The sequence below is a fragment of the Streptomyces sp. NPDC048057 genome, assembly GCF_040653095.1.
Classification (GTDB): domain Bacteria; phylum Actinomycetota; class Actinomycetes; order Streptomycetales; family Streptomycetaceae; genus Streptomyces.
In genome coordinates, this window is the sequence record NZ_JBEZNF010000026.1 from 87,791 (window position 1) to 102,573 (window position 14,783).

The 14,783-nt window shown below is 74.4% G+C and carries 14 protein-coding genes and 1 riboswitch; of the genes, 9 read left to right on the forward strand and 5 right to left on the reverse strand.

Features of this window, described 5'->3' with window-relative positions; all coding sequences use genetic code 11:
* Window positions 1–45 precede the first annotated feature (45 nt).
* A complete protein-coding gene (locus AB0E05_RS27710) occupies window positions 46–1,377 on the reverse strand; it encodes a glycosyltransferase family 4 protein (RefSeq protein WP_361968346.1) in 1,332 nt (443 codons plus the stop codon).
* Window positions 1,378–1,575: 198 nt separating this feature from the next.
* Between AB0E05_RS27710 and AB0E05_RS27715 the strand changes: the two genes are divergently transcribed.
* Window positions 1,576–2,304, forward strand: a complete 729-nt coding sequence (locus tag AB0E05_RS27715; protein ID WP_361968266.1) for a TetR family transcriptional regulator — start codon at window positions 1,576–1,578, stop codon at window positions 2,302–2,304.
* 73 nt (window positions 2,305–2,377) lie between these two features.
* On the opposite strand, the gene AB0E05_RS27720 is transcribed toward AB0E05_RS27715, so the two are convergent.
* Both AB0E05_RS27720 and AB0E05_RS27725 read right to left on the reverse strand, forming a co-directional pair.
* On the reverse strand, window positions 2,378–2,611 hold the full coding sequence (locus AB0E05_RS27720; protein WP_361968268.1) for a ferredoxin: 234 nt from the start codon (window positions 2,609–2,611) through the stop codon (window positions 2,378–2,380).
* Window positions 2,611–4,074 carry an aldehyde dehydrogenase gene (locus AB0E05_RS27725; RefSeq protein ID WP_361968270.1) on the reverse strand — a complete coding sequence of 488 codons (1,464 nt, stop codon included), beginning with the start codon at window positions 4,072–4,074 and terminating at the stop codon, window positions 2,611–2,613. Before AB0E05_RS27725 ends, AB0E05_RS27720 begins: the two co-directional genes overlap by 1 nt.
* A gap of 662 nt (window positions 4,075–4,736) precedes the next feature.
* Here AB0E05_RS27725 and AB0E05_RS27730 point away from each other — a divergent pair.
* Window positions 4,737–5,420, forward strand: coding sequence for a histone deacetylase (locus tag AB0E05_RS27730; RefSeq protein WP_361968272.1), 684 nt, complete (start codon window positions 4,737–4,739; stop codon window positions 5,418–5,420).
* Between the two features lie 102 nt (window positions 5,421–5,522).
* Window positions 5,523–6,578: an MBL fold metallo-hydrolase gene (locus AB0E05_RS27735; RefSeq protein WP_361968274.1), complete on the forward strand. Its 1,056-nt coding sequence runs from the start codon at window positions 5,523–5,525 to the stop codon at window positions 6,576–6,578.
* Window positions 6,579–6,606: 28 nt separating this feature from the next.
* On the opposite strand, the gene AB0E05_RS27740 is transcribed toward AB0E05_RS27735, so the two are convergent.
* On the reverse strand, window positions 6,607–7,008 hold the full coding sequence (locus AB0E05_RS27740) for a RidA family protein (protein WP_361968276.1): 402 nt from the start codon (window positions 7,006–7,008) through the stop codon (window positions 6,607–6,609).
* Window positions 7,009–7,100: 92 nt separating this feature from the next.
* Here AB0E05_RS27740 and AB0E05_RS27745 point away from each other — a divergent pair, with 92 nt between their 5' ends.
* The 6 genes from AB0E05_RS27745 (at window position 7,101) to AB0E05_RS27770 (ending at window position 14,057) form a co-directional block, all read left to right on the forward strand.
* Window positions 7,101–8,150 carry a WYL domain-containing protein gene (locus AB0E05_RS27745; protein WP_361968278.1) on the forward strand — a complete coding sequence of 350 codons (1,050 nt, stop codon included), beginning with the start codon at window positions 7,101–7,103 and terminating at the stop codon, window positions 8,148–8,150.
* Window positions 8,151–8,262: 112 nt separating this feature from the next.
* Window positions 8,263–8,336: riboswitch (cobalamin riboswitch) on the forward strand.
* Window positions 8,337–8,493: 157 nt separating this feature from the next.
* Window positions 8,494–9,747 (forward strand): prenyltransferase/squalene oxidase repeat-containing protein, encoded by a 1,254-nt coding sequence (locus tag AB0E05_RS27750; protein ID WP_361968280.1) that lies wholly within the window; start codon window positions 8,494–8,496, stop codon window positions 9,745–9,747.
* Entirely contained in the window at window positions 9,744–10,445 is a 702-nt protein-coding gene (locus AB0E05_RS27755) for an SCO2322 family protein (protein ID WP_361968282.1), read from the forward strand. Before AB0E05_RS27750 ends, AB0E05_RS27755 begins: the two co-directional genes overlap by 4 nt.
* Entirely contained in the window at window positions 10,445–11,635 is a 1,191-nt protein-coding gene (locus tag AB0E05_RS27760) for a CbiQ family ECF transporter T component (protein WP_361968284.1), read from the forward strand. The genes AB0E05_RS27755 and AB0E05_RS27760 overlap by 1 nt, the downstream gene beginning before the upstream one ends.
* Complete coding sequence (locus AB0E05_RS27765; protein WP_361968286.1) at window positions 11,632–13,227, forward strand: ATP-binding cassette domain-containing protein; 1,596 nt, start codon at window positions 11,632–11,634, stop codon at window positions 13,225–13,227. The genes AB0E05_RS27760 and AB0E05_RS27765 overlap by 4 nt, the downstream gene beginning before the upstream one ends.
* On the forward strand, window positions 13,224–14,057 hold the full coding sequence (locus tag AB0E05_RS27770; RefSeq protein WP_361968288.1) for an ECF transporter S component: 834 nt from the start codon (window positions 13,224–13,226) through the stop codon (window positions 14,055–14,057). Before AB0E05_RS27765 ends, AB0E05_RS27770 begins: the two co-directional genes overlap by 4 nt.
* Here the strand turns inward: AB0E05_RS27770 and AB0E05_RS27775 are convergent.
* Window positions 14,054–14,608: a hypothetical protein gene (locus AB0E05_RS27775; RefSeq protein ID WP_361968290.1), complete on the reverse strand. Its 555-nt coding sequence runs from the start codon at window positions 14,606–14,608 to the stop codon at window positions 14,054–14,056. The genes AB0E05_RS27770 and AB0E05_RS27775 overlap by 4 nt on opposite strands.
* Between the last annotated feature and the right edge of the window lie 175 nt (window positions 14,609–14,783).

A 14,783-nucleotide genomic window follows, 5' to 3' on the forward strand; every position in this document is an offset into this window, starting at 1 on the left:
CGTCGTCACCGGTTCGTACGGGCGGTCACGGGGCGGCCGGGGCGGTCACCGCTGCGCCGCCCGGGCGACCGCCGCGTGGTACAGCTCCGCCGTCCCCTGCGCGGCCCGGGCCCAGGTGAATCGTTCCAGCACCCGTTGCCGGCCCGCCGCGCCCAGTCGGGTCCGCAGGTCCGGATCGTCGAGGAGCCGGCCGAGCGCCGCGGCCAGCGCGCCCGCGTCCCCGGGCGGCACCGCGAGGCAGGTCTCGCCGTCGGGTCCGGTGACTTCGGGAATGGCCCCACCCGTGGTGGCGACCAGCGGCGTCCCGGTGGCCATCGCCTCGGCGGCGGGCAGCGAGAACCCCTCGTACAACGACGGCACGCAGGCGATCTGCGCGCCGCGCACCAGGTCGACCAGCTCCGCGTCGGAGATGCCCTTGACGAACTCGACCGCACCGCCGAGCCCGTACCGTTCGATCGCCTGGGCGACGGGGCCGTCCTCGGCGCGCTTGCCGACCACGACGAGGTGCGCGCCGGGGTGTTCGGTGCGCAGCTTGGCGAGCGCCTCCACCAGGTGGACGAGGCCCTTGAGCGGGACGTCGGCGCTGGAGGTGGTGACGATGCGGCCGGGGACCTCGGGGACCGCGGGGTCGGGCGCGAAGAGTTCGGTGTCGGCGCCGATGTGGACGACGTGGATGCGGTCGGGGCGCACGCCGAGGTCGTCCACGATCTCCTGGCGGGAGGAGCCGGAGACGGTGAGGACGGAGGGGAGCCGGCGGGCCACCCGCCGCTGCATCCGGGTGAAGCCGTACCAGCGGCGTACGGAGTGGCGGCGCTGCCAGCCCTCCGCCGCCGCCAGGTCCAGGCGCCGGTCGACGGTGATGGGGTGGTGGACGGTGGTGACCAGCGGCGCGCCGAGGTCGCCCAGCAGCCCGTATCCGAGGGTCTGGTTGTCGTGGACGACGTCGAACTCGCCGCGGCGGGCGCGCAGATGGCGACGGGCGCGCAGGGAGAACGTCAGCGGTTCGGGGAAGCCGCCGGTCCACATGGTGGCGACTTCGAGGGCGTCGACCCAGTCGCGGTACTCGTCGCGGCGGGGCGTGCGGAAGGGGTCCGGGCTGCGGTAGAGGTCGAGGCTGGGCAGTTCGGTGAGGGGGACGCCGTCGTCGAGCACGGGGTAGGGCTGGGCGCCGATCACTTCGACCTGGTGGCCGAGGCGGGCGAGTTCGCGCGAGAGGTGGCGCACGTACACGCCCTGGCCGCCGCAGAAGGGGTTGCCCTTGTAGGTGAGGAGCGCGATGCGCAGCGGTCGGTCCGGGGGGCCGGCGTCGGCTGCCGCGGGGGTGGCCGGTGCGGTGCCGCGCGGCCGGCGCTCCGGGTCACGGGGACCGGCCTCGATGGCCTCAGCGGTCACTCACGGCCCCCTTCTCCCCATACGTTTCGCCGGAGCGTAACCGCTCGCGCTAATCTAGAACAAGTTTCAGACTCGGTGGCTCAAGGAGCTTCGAATCTACCCGCAGGTAGCTCCGGTGTGACGGCCGGATCAGGTGATTCGCGCCACCACGGGGGACGGACAGGAACGGGGACGACGGGGACCATGACAGCCGAAGCCCAGCAGGCACGGCAGACGTCCGACACACGGGCCGGAGCCCGGACCGGCACGCCGTCCGGTGCGCGCTCCGAGCCGGTCCGACGCCCGGGACCGGTCCCGGGCGCACCGCCCCTGACGGAGCGCCAGGAGGCCCGTCGCCGCCGCATCCTGCACGCCAGTGCGCAACTGGCCGGCCGCGGCGGCTTCGACGCGGTGCAGATGCGGGAGGTCGCCGAGGCCGCCGGAGTCGCCCTCGGCACCCTGTACCGCTACTTCCCCTCCAAGATCCATCTGCTCGTCGCCACCATGCAGGACCAGCTCCACCATCTGCACACGACCCTGCGCAAGCGCCCCCCGGGCGGGGCGGACGCCGCCGAGCGGGTGGCCGAGACGCTGATGCGGGCCTTCCGCGCGCTCCAGCGGGAGCCGCACCTCGCGGACGCGATGGTGCGGGCGCTGACCTTCGCTGACCGCAGCGTCAGCCCCGAGGTCGACACGGTCTCCCGGCAGACGACGGCGATCATCCTGGACGCGATGGGGCTCGACGACCCCACGCCCGAGCAGCTTTCGGCGGTGCGGGTGATCGAGCACACCTGGCACTCCGCGCTGATCACCTGGCTGTCGGGGCGGGCGTCGATCGCCCAGGTGAAGATCGACATCGAGACGGTGTGCCGACTGATCGACGTGGTGGACACGGCGGACGGGACGGGAGCACGGCCGGGGCGCCGCACCTGAGGAGCGGTGCCCCTGCACGGCGTACGCCCGTACCGTACGACCGTTCCGAGCGCCCCCGTTCGCCGCGGGGCGTTCACTCCTCCGGCGGGAAGACCGGCTCACCGCTGCCGACCAGGCTGATCGCGATCGCCTCCACCGGGCAGCCCTCCGCCGCCGCGAGCACCGGCTCGCTCGCGTCCGTCTCGGGGTCCCTGGGGTGCGACTGCCGGGCCGAGTCGAGCACGAAGCCCCCGGGCGCCAGGCCGGCGCACATCCCGGAGCCGATGCACACGCCCCGGTCGACCTCGACGAGCCAGCGGTCGCCCATCAGCCCTCGCCCCCGTGCCCCGCCGGCAGGTGGATCATCTTGTGCTCCAGGTACGCGGCGTACCCCTCGGGGCCGAACTCCCGCCCGATGCCGGAGTTCTTGTAGCCGCCGAAGGGTCCGTACATGTCCAGGCTGAAGGTGTTCACGTTGTACGTGCCCGTCCGCACCCGCCGCGCGAAGTCGATGCCGCGCTCCACGTCCGCCGTCCACACGCTGCCGCTGAGCCCGAAGTCGGAGTCGTTGGCGATCCGTTCCGCCTCGGCCTCGTCCCCGTACGGCAGCAGACAGATCACCGGGCCGAAGACCTCCTCGCGGGCCACCCGCATGGCGTTGTCGACATCGCCGAGGAGGGTGGGCTCCACGTACCAGCCCCGCTCCAGGTCGGCGGGGCGACCACCGCCGACGAGGACCTTGGCGCCCTCCTCCTGGGCCAGCCGCACGTAGTCGAACGAGCGCCGCTGTTGGCGCTCGGCGACCAGCGGGCCGACCTGGGTGGCGGCGTCCAGCGGGTCCCCCACCACCAGGGCGGAGGCGGCTGCGCCCAGCGCGTCGGCGATCTCGTCGTACCGGCTGCGCGGCGCCAGCACCCGGGTCTGGGCCACGCACGCCTGGCCGTTGTTCATCCACGCGGCCGGGACGACGCCGGCGATCGTGGACTCCAGGTCGGCGTCGGGCAGGATCACCGCGGCCGACTTCCCGCCGAGTTCGAGGGTGACGCGCGTCAGGTGGCGCGAGGCGACTTCCATGACGCGCCGGCCGGCCGCGACGGAGCCGGTGAAGGAGACCTTGTCCACGCCGGGGTGACCGACCAGGTACTCGCTGACCTCGCGGTCGGCCGGCAGGATCGACAGCACGCCCTCCGGCAGGCCGGCCTCCTGCGCCATCTCGGCCAGGACGTACGCGTCCAGCGGCGTCTCCGGCGACGGCTTGAGCACCACGGTGCAGCCGGCGAGCAGGGCGGGGCCGAGCTTGGCCGCGGCGGTGAACTGGGGGACGTTCCACGGCACCACGGCGGCGACGACCCCGACGGGCTCGCGGCGCACGAGGATCGGCCCGAGCGCGCCCGCGCGGCGCTCCTCGTGCGCGAAGCCCCGGGCGACCGTGATCGCCGAGTCCCACACCATCATCGCGCCGAGCGCCTGCGCGAGCACGCTCCAGGAGTACGGGGAGCCGTTCTGGGCGCTGATCAGCCGGGCCAACTCGTCGTGCCGCGCGGCGATCGCGTCCTTGATGCGGGCGACGACCCCGATCCGCTCCTCCAGCGTCATCCGCGGCCAGGGCCCCTCGTCGAAGGCCCGGCGGGCGGCGGCCACCGCACGGTCCACGTCCGCCCGCGAGGCGTGCGGGACGCGCCCGATGACCTGCTCGGTGTGGGGGGAGACGACCTCGATCGCGTCGGTGCCGGCGGGGTCGGTGAACTCACCGCCGATGAACAGCTTCCGGTGTTCCACGAACTCGGTCATGGCCGCTGCCTCCTGTGGTGCTGGGCGGTATCTGACACTCGGATCTGACGCTGCTTCAGAACTGATACCAGTTCTAGTTGAACTATGCCAGTGCAGCCGGCGAAGAGGCCCTCACCAGCGGGTTTCCCAGGCGGAGGGGATCGGCCCGTCAGCTCGCCGCGGGCCGCACCCGGTACGGGCTCCGATTGCGCGGGCCGTGCGGGCGGCGGAAGATGGCGGTGCACCCTCATGATTCCGAGGAGGGGCCGTGAGTGACGAGAACCTGGACGGCGGCCTGCCCGGAGGAGCACCGGCGCACGTTCCATGCGACTGCGGGCCGTGTCCCACGTGCAGCGAGGAGCGACAGCAGTCGAGCCCCTGCACGATGCTGCTGGGCCACGACGGCGATCACGTGTGCCCCCAGCAGGACGTGTGGTCGCAGGCGGGCCCTGCCGACGTGCCGATACCGAAACCGCCACCGGTACCGAAGTGCCGGAGGGTGTGCCCACAGGACAACACCACCTGCATGCTGGTGCTGGGGCACGAGGGGGCCCACCAGTGCGGGCACTCCTTCTGACCGGCACCTCCCGTCGAAGCGGCGGGGTCGGGGCGCCGGTCGCCCTCCACCGCCCGAGCACCCCGTGAAAGAAGGGGCAGAAGAGGCAGAAGGGGAAGCAGACCAGTTGACGACCCCCGAGCGCCCCGCCCCCGTCCCCGCCGCCGACCGCTCCCCCACCGAGGGCCCCCACCTGGTCTGGTACGCGTCGTACGGATCGAACACGGACCCGCAGCGGCTGCACCACTACATCGCCGGTGGGCGCCCGCCGGGCGCGACGCGCGGACACCCGGGGTGCCGGGACCGTACGCCGCCGCAGGCGTCCGTCCCCCTCGCACTGCCCGGCGCCCTGTACTTCGCGACCTGGTCGAAGCTCTGGTCGGGCGGGCGGGCCTTCTACGATCCCGACGCCCCCGGCACCACGTGGGCGCACGCGCACCTGGTCACGGCCGAGCAGTTCGGCGACATCGCGGCGCAGGAGATGTACCGGACTCCGGGCAGCGGCCCCGAGATCGACCTGGGCTCGGCGATCGCCCTCGGGCGGTTGGCGATCGGGCCCGGGCGCTACGAGACGCTGGTGCACCCGGGGTTCGTGGCGGGGGTGCCCGTACTGACGTTCACCGCGCCGTGGCACCTGGCCGACGTGCCCGCGGTGAGCCCGTCCGCCGCCTACCTCCGACACCTCGCGCTCGGCCTGCGCACCGCGGGCGCCTGGGAGGCAGCGGCCGTCGCCCGCTATCTGGCGGGCGCGCCGGGGGCGGCGCCGTGGACCGCGGAGGCGGTCGCGGAACTGGTGGACGAGCGCGGCTGAGCCCGACCAGGGAGCTGACGATCCGTCAGTTAACCTTCTATAGTGGCCGGGTGATCGCGTGCGCGGCGACGCCCGCGCGGCAGCGAGCCGAGGGGGCGTGGCATGTCGCAGGTGATCGACCACGGCGGAGGCGTCTGGTCCATCGAGGTCCCCATCCCCGACAACCCCCTCGGCCACACCCTGGTCCACCTCCTCGACACCGACCGCGGACCCGTGCTCGTCGACACCGGTTGGGACGACCCCGCGTCCTGGTCCGCGCTCGTGTCCGGACTGGACGCCGTGGGCGTCGCCGTCGCCGACGTCCACGGCGTCGTGATCACCCACCACCACCCGGACCACCACGGGCTGTCCGGCCGGGTGCGGGAGGCGTCCGGCGCGTGGATCGCGATGCACCCCGCGGACACGGCCGTCGTCCGCCGCGCGCGCCGCTCCGCACCCGCAGACCGGCACGACTGGCTCGACTACCTCGCCGACAAGCTCGAACGCGCCGGAGCGCCCGCGGAGCACGTCGCGCCCCTGCGGGCGGCGCGCGCGGCGGGCCGCGGGCGGACGCTGCCGGGAATGGGGGCGGCGCTGCCGGACCGGGAGATCGTGCCGGGCGAACTGCTGCCGACGGCCGGCCGCCGACTACGGGCGATCTGGACGCCGGGGCACACGCCCGGACACGTCTGCCTCCACCTGGAGGAGGCGCACCCGGCGAACCTGCCGGGCCGCGGACGGCTGTTCTCCGGGGACCACCTGCTGCCGGGGATCACACCGCACATCGGTTTGTACGAGGACCCCGACGCGGGCGAGGGCGACGGGGCCGCACTCGACCCGCTCGGCGACTACCTCGCCTCGCTGGAGCGCGTCGGGGAACTGGCCCCGGCGGAGGTGCTGCCCGCGCACCAGCACGCCTTCACCACGGCGGGCGCGCGGGTGCGGGAGCTGCTGGCCCACCACGAGCGGCGGCTGCGCGACCTGCTGGCGCTGCTGACGGTGCCGCTGACGCCTTGGCAGGCGGCGGAGCGGATGGAGTGGAACCGCCCGTGGGCACAGATCCCCCATGCGTCCCGCACGATCGCGGTCTCGGAGGCGGAGGCGCACTTGCGACGCTTGGTGAAGCGGGGCGACGCGGTCCGCGTGGAGGCCGCGCCCGAGCGCTACGTGGCGCGCTGAAGCCACGGCGCGCCGGGCGCGCCGACTACTACGACACCGCAGTTGCCTCAAGTTCGACCAGCTGGCCGGGGATGGCCAGGCGGGTCACGCCCAGCATCGTGGTCGTGGGGGCCACCCCCGCCGCGGCGAGGCGGGACGTCAGGACGCCGTAGTGCGGGAAGAGGAGGTCGACGTCCGTCGTGTGGACGTTGAGGCGGACGAGGTTCGCCAGGGTCATGTCGGCCTCGGTGAGCACGGCCTCAAGGTTGGCGATGCTCAAGGCGAGCTGAGCCGCCATGTCGCCCTCGTGTTGGGGTTCGCCGGCTCCGTTCATCGCGGTCTGGCCGGAGACGTAGAGGGTGCGGGTGTGTCCGGTGACGAGTTCGCCCTGGTTGAAGCCCAGGCCCGTCGACCACGTCACGGGGTTGATCGCCGTTCGTTCCCTTGCCACAGCAGCTCGATTCGTTCGATTCCTCGGGGTACGCACACGAGCCTCCCCGGCAAACACGACACCCTTCGTCATGTATTCGGTACGGTTCCCGGATGCGCGCCGATCGACTGGTCTCCCTGGTGCTCCTGTTGCGCCAGCGCGGTCAGCTGACCGCGGAGGTGCTCGCCCGCGAGTTGGAGGTGTCGACGCGGACCGTGCTGCGGGACGTCGAGGCGCTGTCCGCGGCGGGGGTGCCGGTGTACGCCGAGCGGGGGCGGCACGGTGGGTTCGCACTGCTGCCCGGGTTCCGGACCGAGCTGACCGGGCTGAACCACGACGAGGCGCTGGCGCTGCTGGCCGCGGGGGCGGGGCGCGGGGAGCAGGTGTTCGGGCTGGGGGCGGCGCTCGCTTCGGCCATGCGGAAGGTGGTCGACGCGCTGCCCGAAGGGCATCGGGCCACCGCGAGCGACGCGGCCCAGCGCTTCCTCGTCGATCCGGAGAGCGATCTGCTGTCGCGTCGGCTGGTCACCGACGAGGTGCCCGGGTCCGCGATGGTCGAGGTGCGGCGCGCGGTGCTCGCCGGGCGGAAGCTGCGGATCCACTACGCGGCGGCGGGCCAGCCGCCGCGGTGGCGCACGGTGGACCCGATCGGGCTGGTCACCGTGCGCGGACAGGGTTATCTGCTGGCCACGAGGTCGGGCGAGGACCGCACGTACCGGCTGTCGCGGGTGCTGGCCGCCGAGGAGCTGCCCGAAGCGGCGGAGCGACCTGGCCGGGTCGACCTGGACCGGATCTGGCGGGAGCGCTCCGCGCGGTTCCTCTCCGGCAGCGATCACGTCGTCGTGCTCGTACGACTCGATCCGGCGCGGCGGGAGGAGCTGCTGGACACCGCGCTGGCCGTCCGCTCGGAAGAAGCGGAGGAGGCGGAAGGGCCGGAGGCGGACGGTTGGCTGCGGCTGGAGGTGACCTTCCAGGACGCGCGCCATGCCGAATGGGCACTCTGGCAGCTCGGCACGGACGCCGAAGCCCTGGCCCCGCAGACGTTGCGCACCGCCCTGCGTCACCGCGCCGCCGCGATCGTCGCCCGTTACGAAAGCCCCACCGAGGGCCCCACCGAGGGCCTTGTCGAGAGCCGCACCCAGAACGCGTCATCACCGCTCTGACCAGCAGAGACATCCAGAACGCAAGCAGCCTCGGGCCACGGTGGGCCAGGGGCGCGGCGGGGGCAGCCGCGGGGCGTCGGTAAGGTAGGTGGGTCGTATCACGCCCGTACGGGGGGAAGCCGGTGGAAGTCCGGCGCTGACCCGCAGCCGTGAGCCCCGGGCACCCGGGGCACAGCCGGAACGCCCCGTACGCGGCCGTGACCGCTCAAGCCGTCGGCACCCCGCCGACGGTCGGCACCGTCGAGGAACGCGGGCCGGAGCCCGGTGCGTCGCCGTACCCGCGCCCTGCCCCGCGCCCGTCAGCGTCCCGCAGGGAACCCGCAGGGAAGAGGCAGCACCCGTCATGACCACCGTCCGCCGCAACACCACCGCGCTCGCCCTCTCCGCAGCGCTCGGCGCCGCCGCCCTGCTCGGCGCCCCCGCGGCGCACGCCGCCCCGGCGACCGCGTCGACCGCCTCCCCCTCCCCCGCCCCGCTGCCGTCCGGGCTCTTCGGCACCGCCGACCCCGCGTACGACGGCGTCTGGCGGCAGTCGCTGGCGCTGCTGGCGCAGGACGCCGTGGGGCTGAAGCCCGCCGCGAAGGCGGTGGACTGGCTGACGGCCCAGCAGTGCGCGGACGGCGCGTTCTCCGCGTACCGCGCGGACGTCTCCGGCGCCTGCGACGCCAAGCTGCCCCGGGACTCGAACGCGACCGCCGCCGCCGTCCAGGCGCTGACCGCCACCGGCGGCCAGGACGCGACGGTCACCAAGGCGGTCGGCTGGCTGAAGTCCGTGCAGAACGCGGACGGCGGCTGGAGCTACAACCCGGGCGGCGCCAGCGACGCGAACTCCACCGCCGTCGTGATCGGCGCCCTCGCCGCGGCCGGCGAACAGCCGCAGGCCGTGCGGTCGAAGGGCGGCAAGTCGCCGTACGACGCCCTGCTGACGTTCGCCCAGCCGTGCGGCGGCAAGGACGGCGGCGCCTTCGTCTACCAGCCGGGACAGCCCGGCGTCGTCGCCGACTCGACCGCCGCCGCGGTGCTCGCCGCCCAGGGCAAGGGCCTGGTCGCGAAGGCCGGCGCCGCGCACGCCGCGGGCACGACCTGCGCGAAGGCCACGGACGTCGAGGGCGCTGCCCACAACGGCGCCGTGTACCTCGCGGGCGCGCTCGCGAAGTCCGGGCACCTGCTCGCCCCGCCGATGCCGGGCGCCGAGGACACCGCCCCGAAGCCGGACTTCGGCAACACCGCGGACGCGGTCGTCGCGCTCTCCGCGCAGGGCCTGGCCGAGCCGGCGAAGACCTCCCTGACCTGGCTCCAGAAGAACGCGCCGGCCTGGGCGAAGGAGTCGGGCCCCGCCGCGTACGCGCAGCTCATCCTGGCCGCGCACGCCACCGGCGCGGACCCGAAGGACTTCGGCGGCACCGACCTGGTCGCCGGGCTGAACGCCACCGGCCCGGCCCCGCAGAGCGCGGAGTCGGACACCTCGAAGAAGCAGGACGAGAAGAAGGAAGAGAAGGACGGCGGGGTCGGCGTGTGGTGGATCGTCGGCGCCTTCTTCGCGGCGAGCGTCGGCGCGGGCATCCTGTTCAGCGGCCGACGCAAGTCCCAGTCGTGAGCCGGGACCGGGCCCCGGGCGGGGCGCGACCGCTCGCCGCCGTCCTCGCGCTGGTCACCGCCGCGCTGGTGACCGTGCTCACCGGCGCGGCCCCGGCGCAGGCCGCCGGCTACCGCTACTGGTCGTTCTGGCAGGCCGACGGTACGACGTGGACGTACGCCACCGAGGGCCCGGCCACCGCCCGCCCCGCCGACGGCGCGGTCCACGGCTTCCGGTTCGCCGTCAGCGCGGACTCCTCGGACGCGTCTCAGCCGCGCCCCGCACCCGACTTCGACGCGGTCTGCGGCAGCACGCCCGCGGAGGACGGGAAGAAGCGCGTCGCCCTGGTCATCGACTCCGGGACGGCGACGGACGCCGCCGGTGGCGAGAGCCCGCCGGACGTGCGCGCCGTCTGCGCCAAGGTCGCCGGGAGCGCGACGACCGCGGAGGCCCTGGCGCAGGTGGCGAAGCCGCTGCGCTACGACGGCAACGCGCTGCTGTGCGCGATCTCCGGCTACCCCGCGCAGGGCTGCGGCGAGCAGGTCTCGGACACCTCGAAGAAGTCCGAGCAGGCGGAGGAGACCGCGCCGAGCGCGAAGGCCGTGGAGTCCGACGCGCAGGACGACGGCGGGCCGTCGCTCGGCACCGTCGCCGGCCTCGCGGTCTTCCTCGTCCTGGGCGCCGCCACCTTCTGGCAGATCCGCCGCCGACGCCCCTGATGGCCGCCCGATCCCTCTCCGCCACCGAGGCCGCGCCCACGGCCCCGTCCGCGTGGGCGCGGTGGCGGGCGCCCGAGGCGAACCGGTCCAACGCGGTGCACCCGGGCGCCTGGTGGCTGTGGGCCGTCGGGCTGGCCGCCGCCGCGTCCCGCACCACCAACCCCTGGCTCCTCGGACTGGTCGTGGCCGTCGCCGGCTACGTCGTCGCGGCCCGCCGCACCGATGCGCCCTGGGCCCGTGCGTACGTCGCCTTCCTCAAGCTGGGCCTGCTGGTGCTGGCGATCCGGGTGCTGTTCTCCGTGCTCCTCGGCGCCCCGATCCCCGGGACGCACCTGGTGGTGACGCTGCCGGAGGTGCCGCTGCCCGAGTGGGCGAAGGGCATCCGGATCGGCGGGCCGGTGTACGCGGAACAGTTGGTGTTCGCGCTCTACCAGGGCGCGAAGCTGGCGACGCTGCTGATCTGCGTGGGCGCGGCGAACGCGCTCGTGAACCCGGCCCGGCTGCTGAAGTCGCTGCCGGGCGCGTTGTACGAGGCGGGCGTCGCCGTGGTCGTCGCCATGACCTTCGCGCCGAACCTGGTCGCCGACGTGGCCCGGCTGCGCACCGCCCGCCGGCTGCGGGGCCGGCGCACGGGCGGGCTGCGGGCGATGGCGCAGATCGGGCTGCCGGTGCTGGAGGGCGCGCTGGAGCGGTCGATCGCGGTGGCGGCGTCGATGGACGCCCGCGGCTACGGCCGCACCGCCGAAGTGCCGCGCGCCGTGCGGCACACCACCACCGCGCTCACCCTCGGCGGACTGCTCGGGGTGTGCGCCGGCACGTACGCCCTGCTCGCGGCGGAAGGCGGGGCCTACGGGCTGCCGCTGCTGGCCGCCGGGGTGGCCGCCGCGGTCGGCGGGCTGCGGCTCGGCGGTCGGCGCACCGTACGCACCCGCTACCGGCCCGACCGGTTCGGGCCGCGGTCCTGGCTGATCGCCGGATCGGGGGCGACCGTGGGCGCCCTGCTGGCGTGGGCCGCGAACAGTTCCCCCGCGGCGCTGGAGCCCGGGGTCCTGCCCCTGGTGGCGCCGACCCTGCCGGTGTGGCCGGCGCTGGCGGTGCTGATCGGGCTCCTGCCGGCGTTCGTCGCCCCCGTACCCCGTGGGGCCCCGCTTCCCCTACTTCCAGGACCCGGCCCGAAGGAACAGTCGTGATCCGGTTCGAGAACGTGTCCGTCACCTACGACGGCGCCGCGGCGCCCACCGTCGAGGGGGTGGACCTGACGGTCCCGGAGGGCGAGTTGGTGCTGCTCGTCGGCCCGTCCGGGGTCGGCAAGTCGACCTTGCTGGGCACGGTCTCCGGTCTGGTGCCGCACTTCACCGGCGGCACGCTGGGCGGGCGCGTCACGGTCGACGGCCGGGACACCCGGACGCACCGGCCGCGGGAGCTGGCCGACGTCGTCGGCACGGTGGGCCAGGACCCGTTGGCGCACTTCGTCACGGACACCGTCGAGGACGAGTTGGCGTACGGCATGGAGTCGTTGGGCGTCGCGCCGGACGTGATGCGCCGCCGAGTCGAGGAGACCCTCGACCTGCTCGGCCTCGCGGACCTGCGGGACCGGCCGATCGCGACGCTCTCGGGCGGTCAGCAGCAGCGGGTGGCGATCGGCTCGGTGCTGGCCGCGCACCCCAAGGTGCTGGTCCTCGACGAGCCGACGTCGGCGCTGGACCCGGGGGCGGCGGAGGAGGTGCTGGCGGTGTTGCAGCGGCTCGTCCACGACCTGGGGACGACCGTGCTGATGGCCGAGCACCGACTGGAGCGGGTGGTGCAGTACGCGGACCAGGTCGTCCTGCTGCCCGGGCCGGGCCGGGCGCCCGTGCTGGGCGCGCCGGACGAGGTGATGGCGATCTCACCGGTCCGTCCGCCGGTGGTGGCGCTGGGCCGGCTCGCCGGCTGGGACCCGCTGCCGCTGTCCGTGCGCGACGCGCGGCGCCGGGCGGCCGGGCTGCGGGAGCGGCTCGGGGACCCGGTGTCCCTGCCCGCGCCCGCGGCCGGCGAGCCGCTGGCGGAGGTCACCGGGCTCCAGGTGCTCCGCGGACGCACCGAGGCGCTGCGCCGGGTGGACCTGGCGGTGGCAGCCGGGGAGACGGTGGCGCTGATGGGCCGCAACGGCGCCGGGAAGTCCACGCTGCTCGCGGCGCTCACCGGCCTGGTGCAGCCCGCGGCCGGCTCGGTCTCCGTCGGCGGCGACGCACCCCACCGCGTGCGGCCACGGGACTTGGTCCGCCGCGTCGGTCTCGTACCGCAGGACCCCCGGGACCTGCTGTACGCGGAGACGGTGGCCGCGGAGTGCACGGCGGCCGACCAGGACGCGGGCGCGGCGCCGGGCGCCTGTCGGGAACTGGTCGCCGGACTGCTGCCGGGCATACGCGACGACACGCATCCGCGCGACCTGTCGGAGGGGCAGCGCCTCGCGCTCGCGCTGGCGGTGGTGCTGACCGCGAGGCCCCCGCTGATCCTCCTCGACGAGCCGACGCGGGGCCTCGACTACGCGGCGAAGGCCCGGCTGGTCGGCGTGCTCAAGGGGCTCGCCGCCGACGGGCACGCCATCGTGCTCGCCACGCACGACGTGGAACTCGCGGCGGACCTCGCGCACCGGGTGGTGATCCTCGCGGACGGCGAGGTCGTCGCGGACGGCCCGACGCCGGAGGTCGTGGTGGCGTCGCCCGCGTTCGCCCCGCAGGTCAGCAAGGTGTTGGCGCCGCTGCGGTGGCTGACGGTGGCCCAGGTGGAGGCGGCGCTGTGAGCGGCGGAACCGCGCGTCCCGTACGGCTGGGGCCGCGCTCGGTCGTGGCGCTCGGGCTGGTCAGCGCGATCGGGCTGGCCTTCTTCGGCTGGCCGCTGCTGGCCGACGAACGCTCCGGGATCGTCGCCCACGCCGAGGACGCGCCCTGGCTCTTCGCCCTGCTGCTGCCGCTGCTGGTGGGCGTCGTCGTGGCGACGATCGCCGACACCGGGATGGGCGCGAAGGCGGTCGCGATGCTGGGGGTGCTGGCCGCGGTGGGCGCGGCGATGCGCCCGCTCGGCGCGGGCACGGCCGGCCTGGAGCCGATGTTCTTCCTGATGGTGCTCGCCGGCCGGGTGCTCGGGCCGGGCTTCGGCTTCGTCCTCGGCTCGGTGACGATGTTCGCGTCCGCGCTGCTGACCGGCGGGGTCGGCCCGTGGATGCCGTTCCAGATGTTGGCGATGGGCTGGTTCGCGATGGGCGCGGGCCTGTTGCCGGGCGCGGACCGGATCCGCGGGCGCGCGGAGGCGCTGCTGCTGGCGGCGTACGGTGCGGTCGCCGCGTTCGGGTACGGCACGGTGATGAACCTCCAGGGCTGGACGATCATCCCGGGCATGGCGTCCAGCATCTCCTTCCAGCCGGGCGATCCTCTTCTGGACAACCTGGTGCGGTTCTTCGCGTACGTCGCGGCGACGTCCCTGGGCTGGGACCTGGGCCGCGCGGTCCTCACCGTGGCCCTGACGCTGACGGTGGGTCCGGCGGTGCTGCGGGTGCTGCGACGGGCGACCCGCAAGGCGGCGTTCACCGGGGCGGTGGAGTTCTCGACGGACGGGCGCCGGGACGGGCGCTAGAAGGTGTTCGTGGTGTCCTGGAGCACGTTCCCGCTGCCGTCGACGACCGTGGTGTGCGTGGTGCCGTGACCGTCCGCGTCCTTGGTCTCGGTGGTGAGCGTCGTGTTGCCCGTCGCCGGATCCAGGGTCGAGTCGCTGACCGACGTGTTGCCGACGGCGTCCTTCGTCTCCGCCCTCCGCGACTCGTCGATGACGTTCCCGGCGGAGTCGGTGTGCCGTTCGGTCTCGACGTGCGACGTCGCACCCGTGCCGCCGTTCGCGGTGTCGACGGTCTGCGACGTGGTGGTCTCCCCCGTCTGCGGATCTCGGAAGAAGTTGTCCTCGGTGTCGGTCGTGACCGGGTTGCCGTCGGCATCGGTCGGGGACGTCTCGGTGAAGGTCCGTTCCCGGATGGTCGCGCCGGTGGCGTCATCCGTGATGACCATGTGCTCCCTCAGCTTCGTCCCGTCCGGCCGGGTCACCGTCTCGGTGACCTTCGTCTGCCCGCTGTTCTGCTGCGTGTCGACGACGGTGACGTTACCGTCAGCGTCCGTCGTGCTGGTCATGGTCATCGCGCCACCTCCGCGTTCGCGCGGGCGCACGCACGACGACTCTCGGGATGCGGCGGCGCACGTCCACGTCCGGTCGAGCCCCCTCTTCAAGGCTAGGGCGGCCGGACCGTCGCCGCACGGCGCGGGCGGGGCGGGACAGCGGCACGACTTCGCTGCGGCACGCTCTCGTGCCTGA

Bases quoted from the DNA above. Each gene is read 5' to 3' on its own strand.
- AB0E05_RS27715 (WP_361968266.1), top strand. From the start codon at position 1,576: ATGACAGCCGAAGCCCAGCAGGCACGGCAGACGTCCGACACACGGGCC.
- AB0E05_RS27720 (WP_361968268.1), bottom strand. From the start codon at position 2,611: ATGGGCGACCGCTGGCTCGTCGAGGTCGACCGGGGCGTGTGCATCGGC.
- AB0E05_RS27725 (WP_361968270.1), bottom strand. From the start codon at position 4,074: ATGACCGAGTTCGTGGAACACCGGAAGCTGTTCATCGGCGGTGAGTTC.
- AB0E05_RS27735 (WP_361968274.1), top strand. From the start codon at position 5,523: ATGTCGCAGGTGATCGACCACGGCGGAGGCGTCTGGTCCATCGAGGTC.
- AB0E05_RS27745 (WP_361968278.1), top strand. From the start codon at position 7,101: ATGCGCGCCGATCGACTGGTCTCCCTGGTGCTCCTGTTGCGCCAGCGC.
- AB0E05_RS27750 (WP_361968280.1), top strand. From the start codon at position 8,494: ATGACCACCGTCCGCCGCAACACCACCGCGCTCGCCCTCTCCGCAGCG.
- AB0E05_RS27760 (WP_361968284.1), top strand. From the start codon at position 10,445: ATGGCCGCCCGATCCCTCTCCGCCACCGAGGCCGCGCCCACGGCCCCG.
- AB0E05_RS27775 (WP_361968290.1), bottom strand. From the start codon at position 14,608: ATGACCATGACCAGCACGACGGACGCTGACGGTAACGTCACCGTCGTC.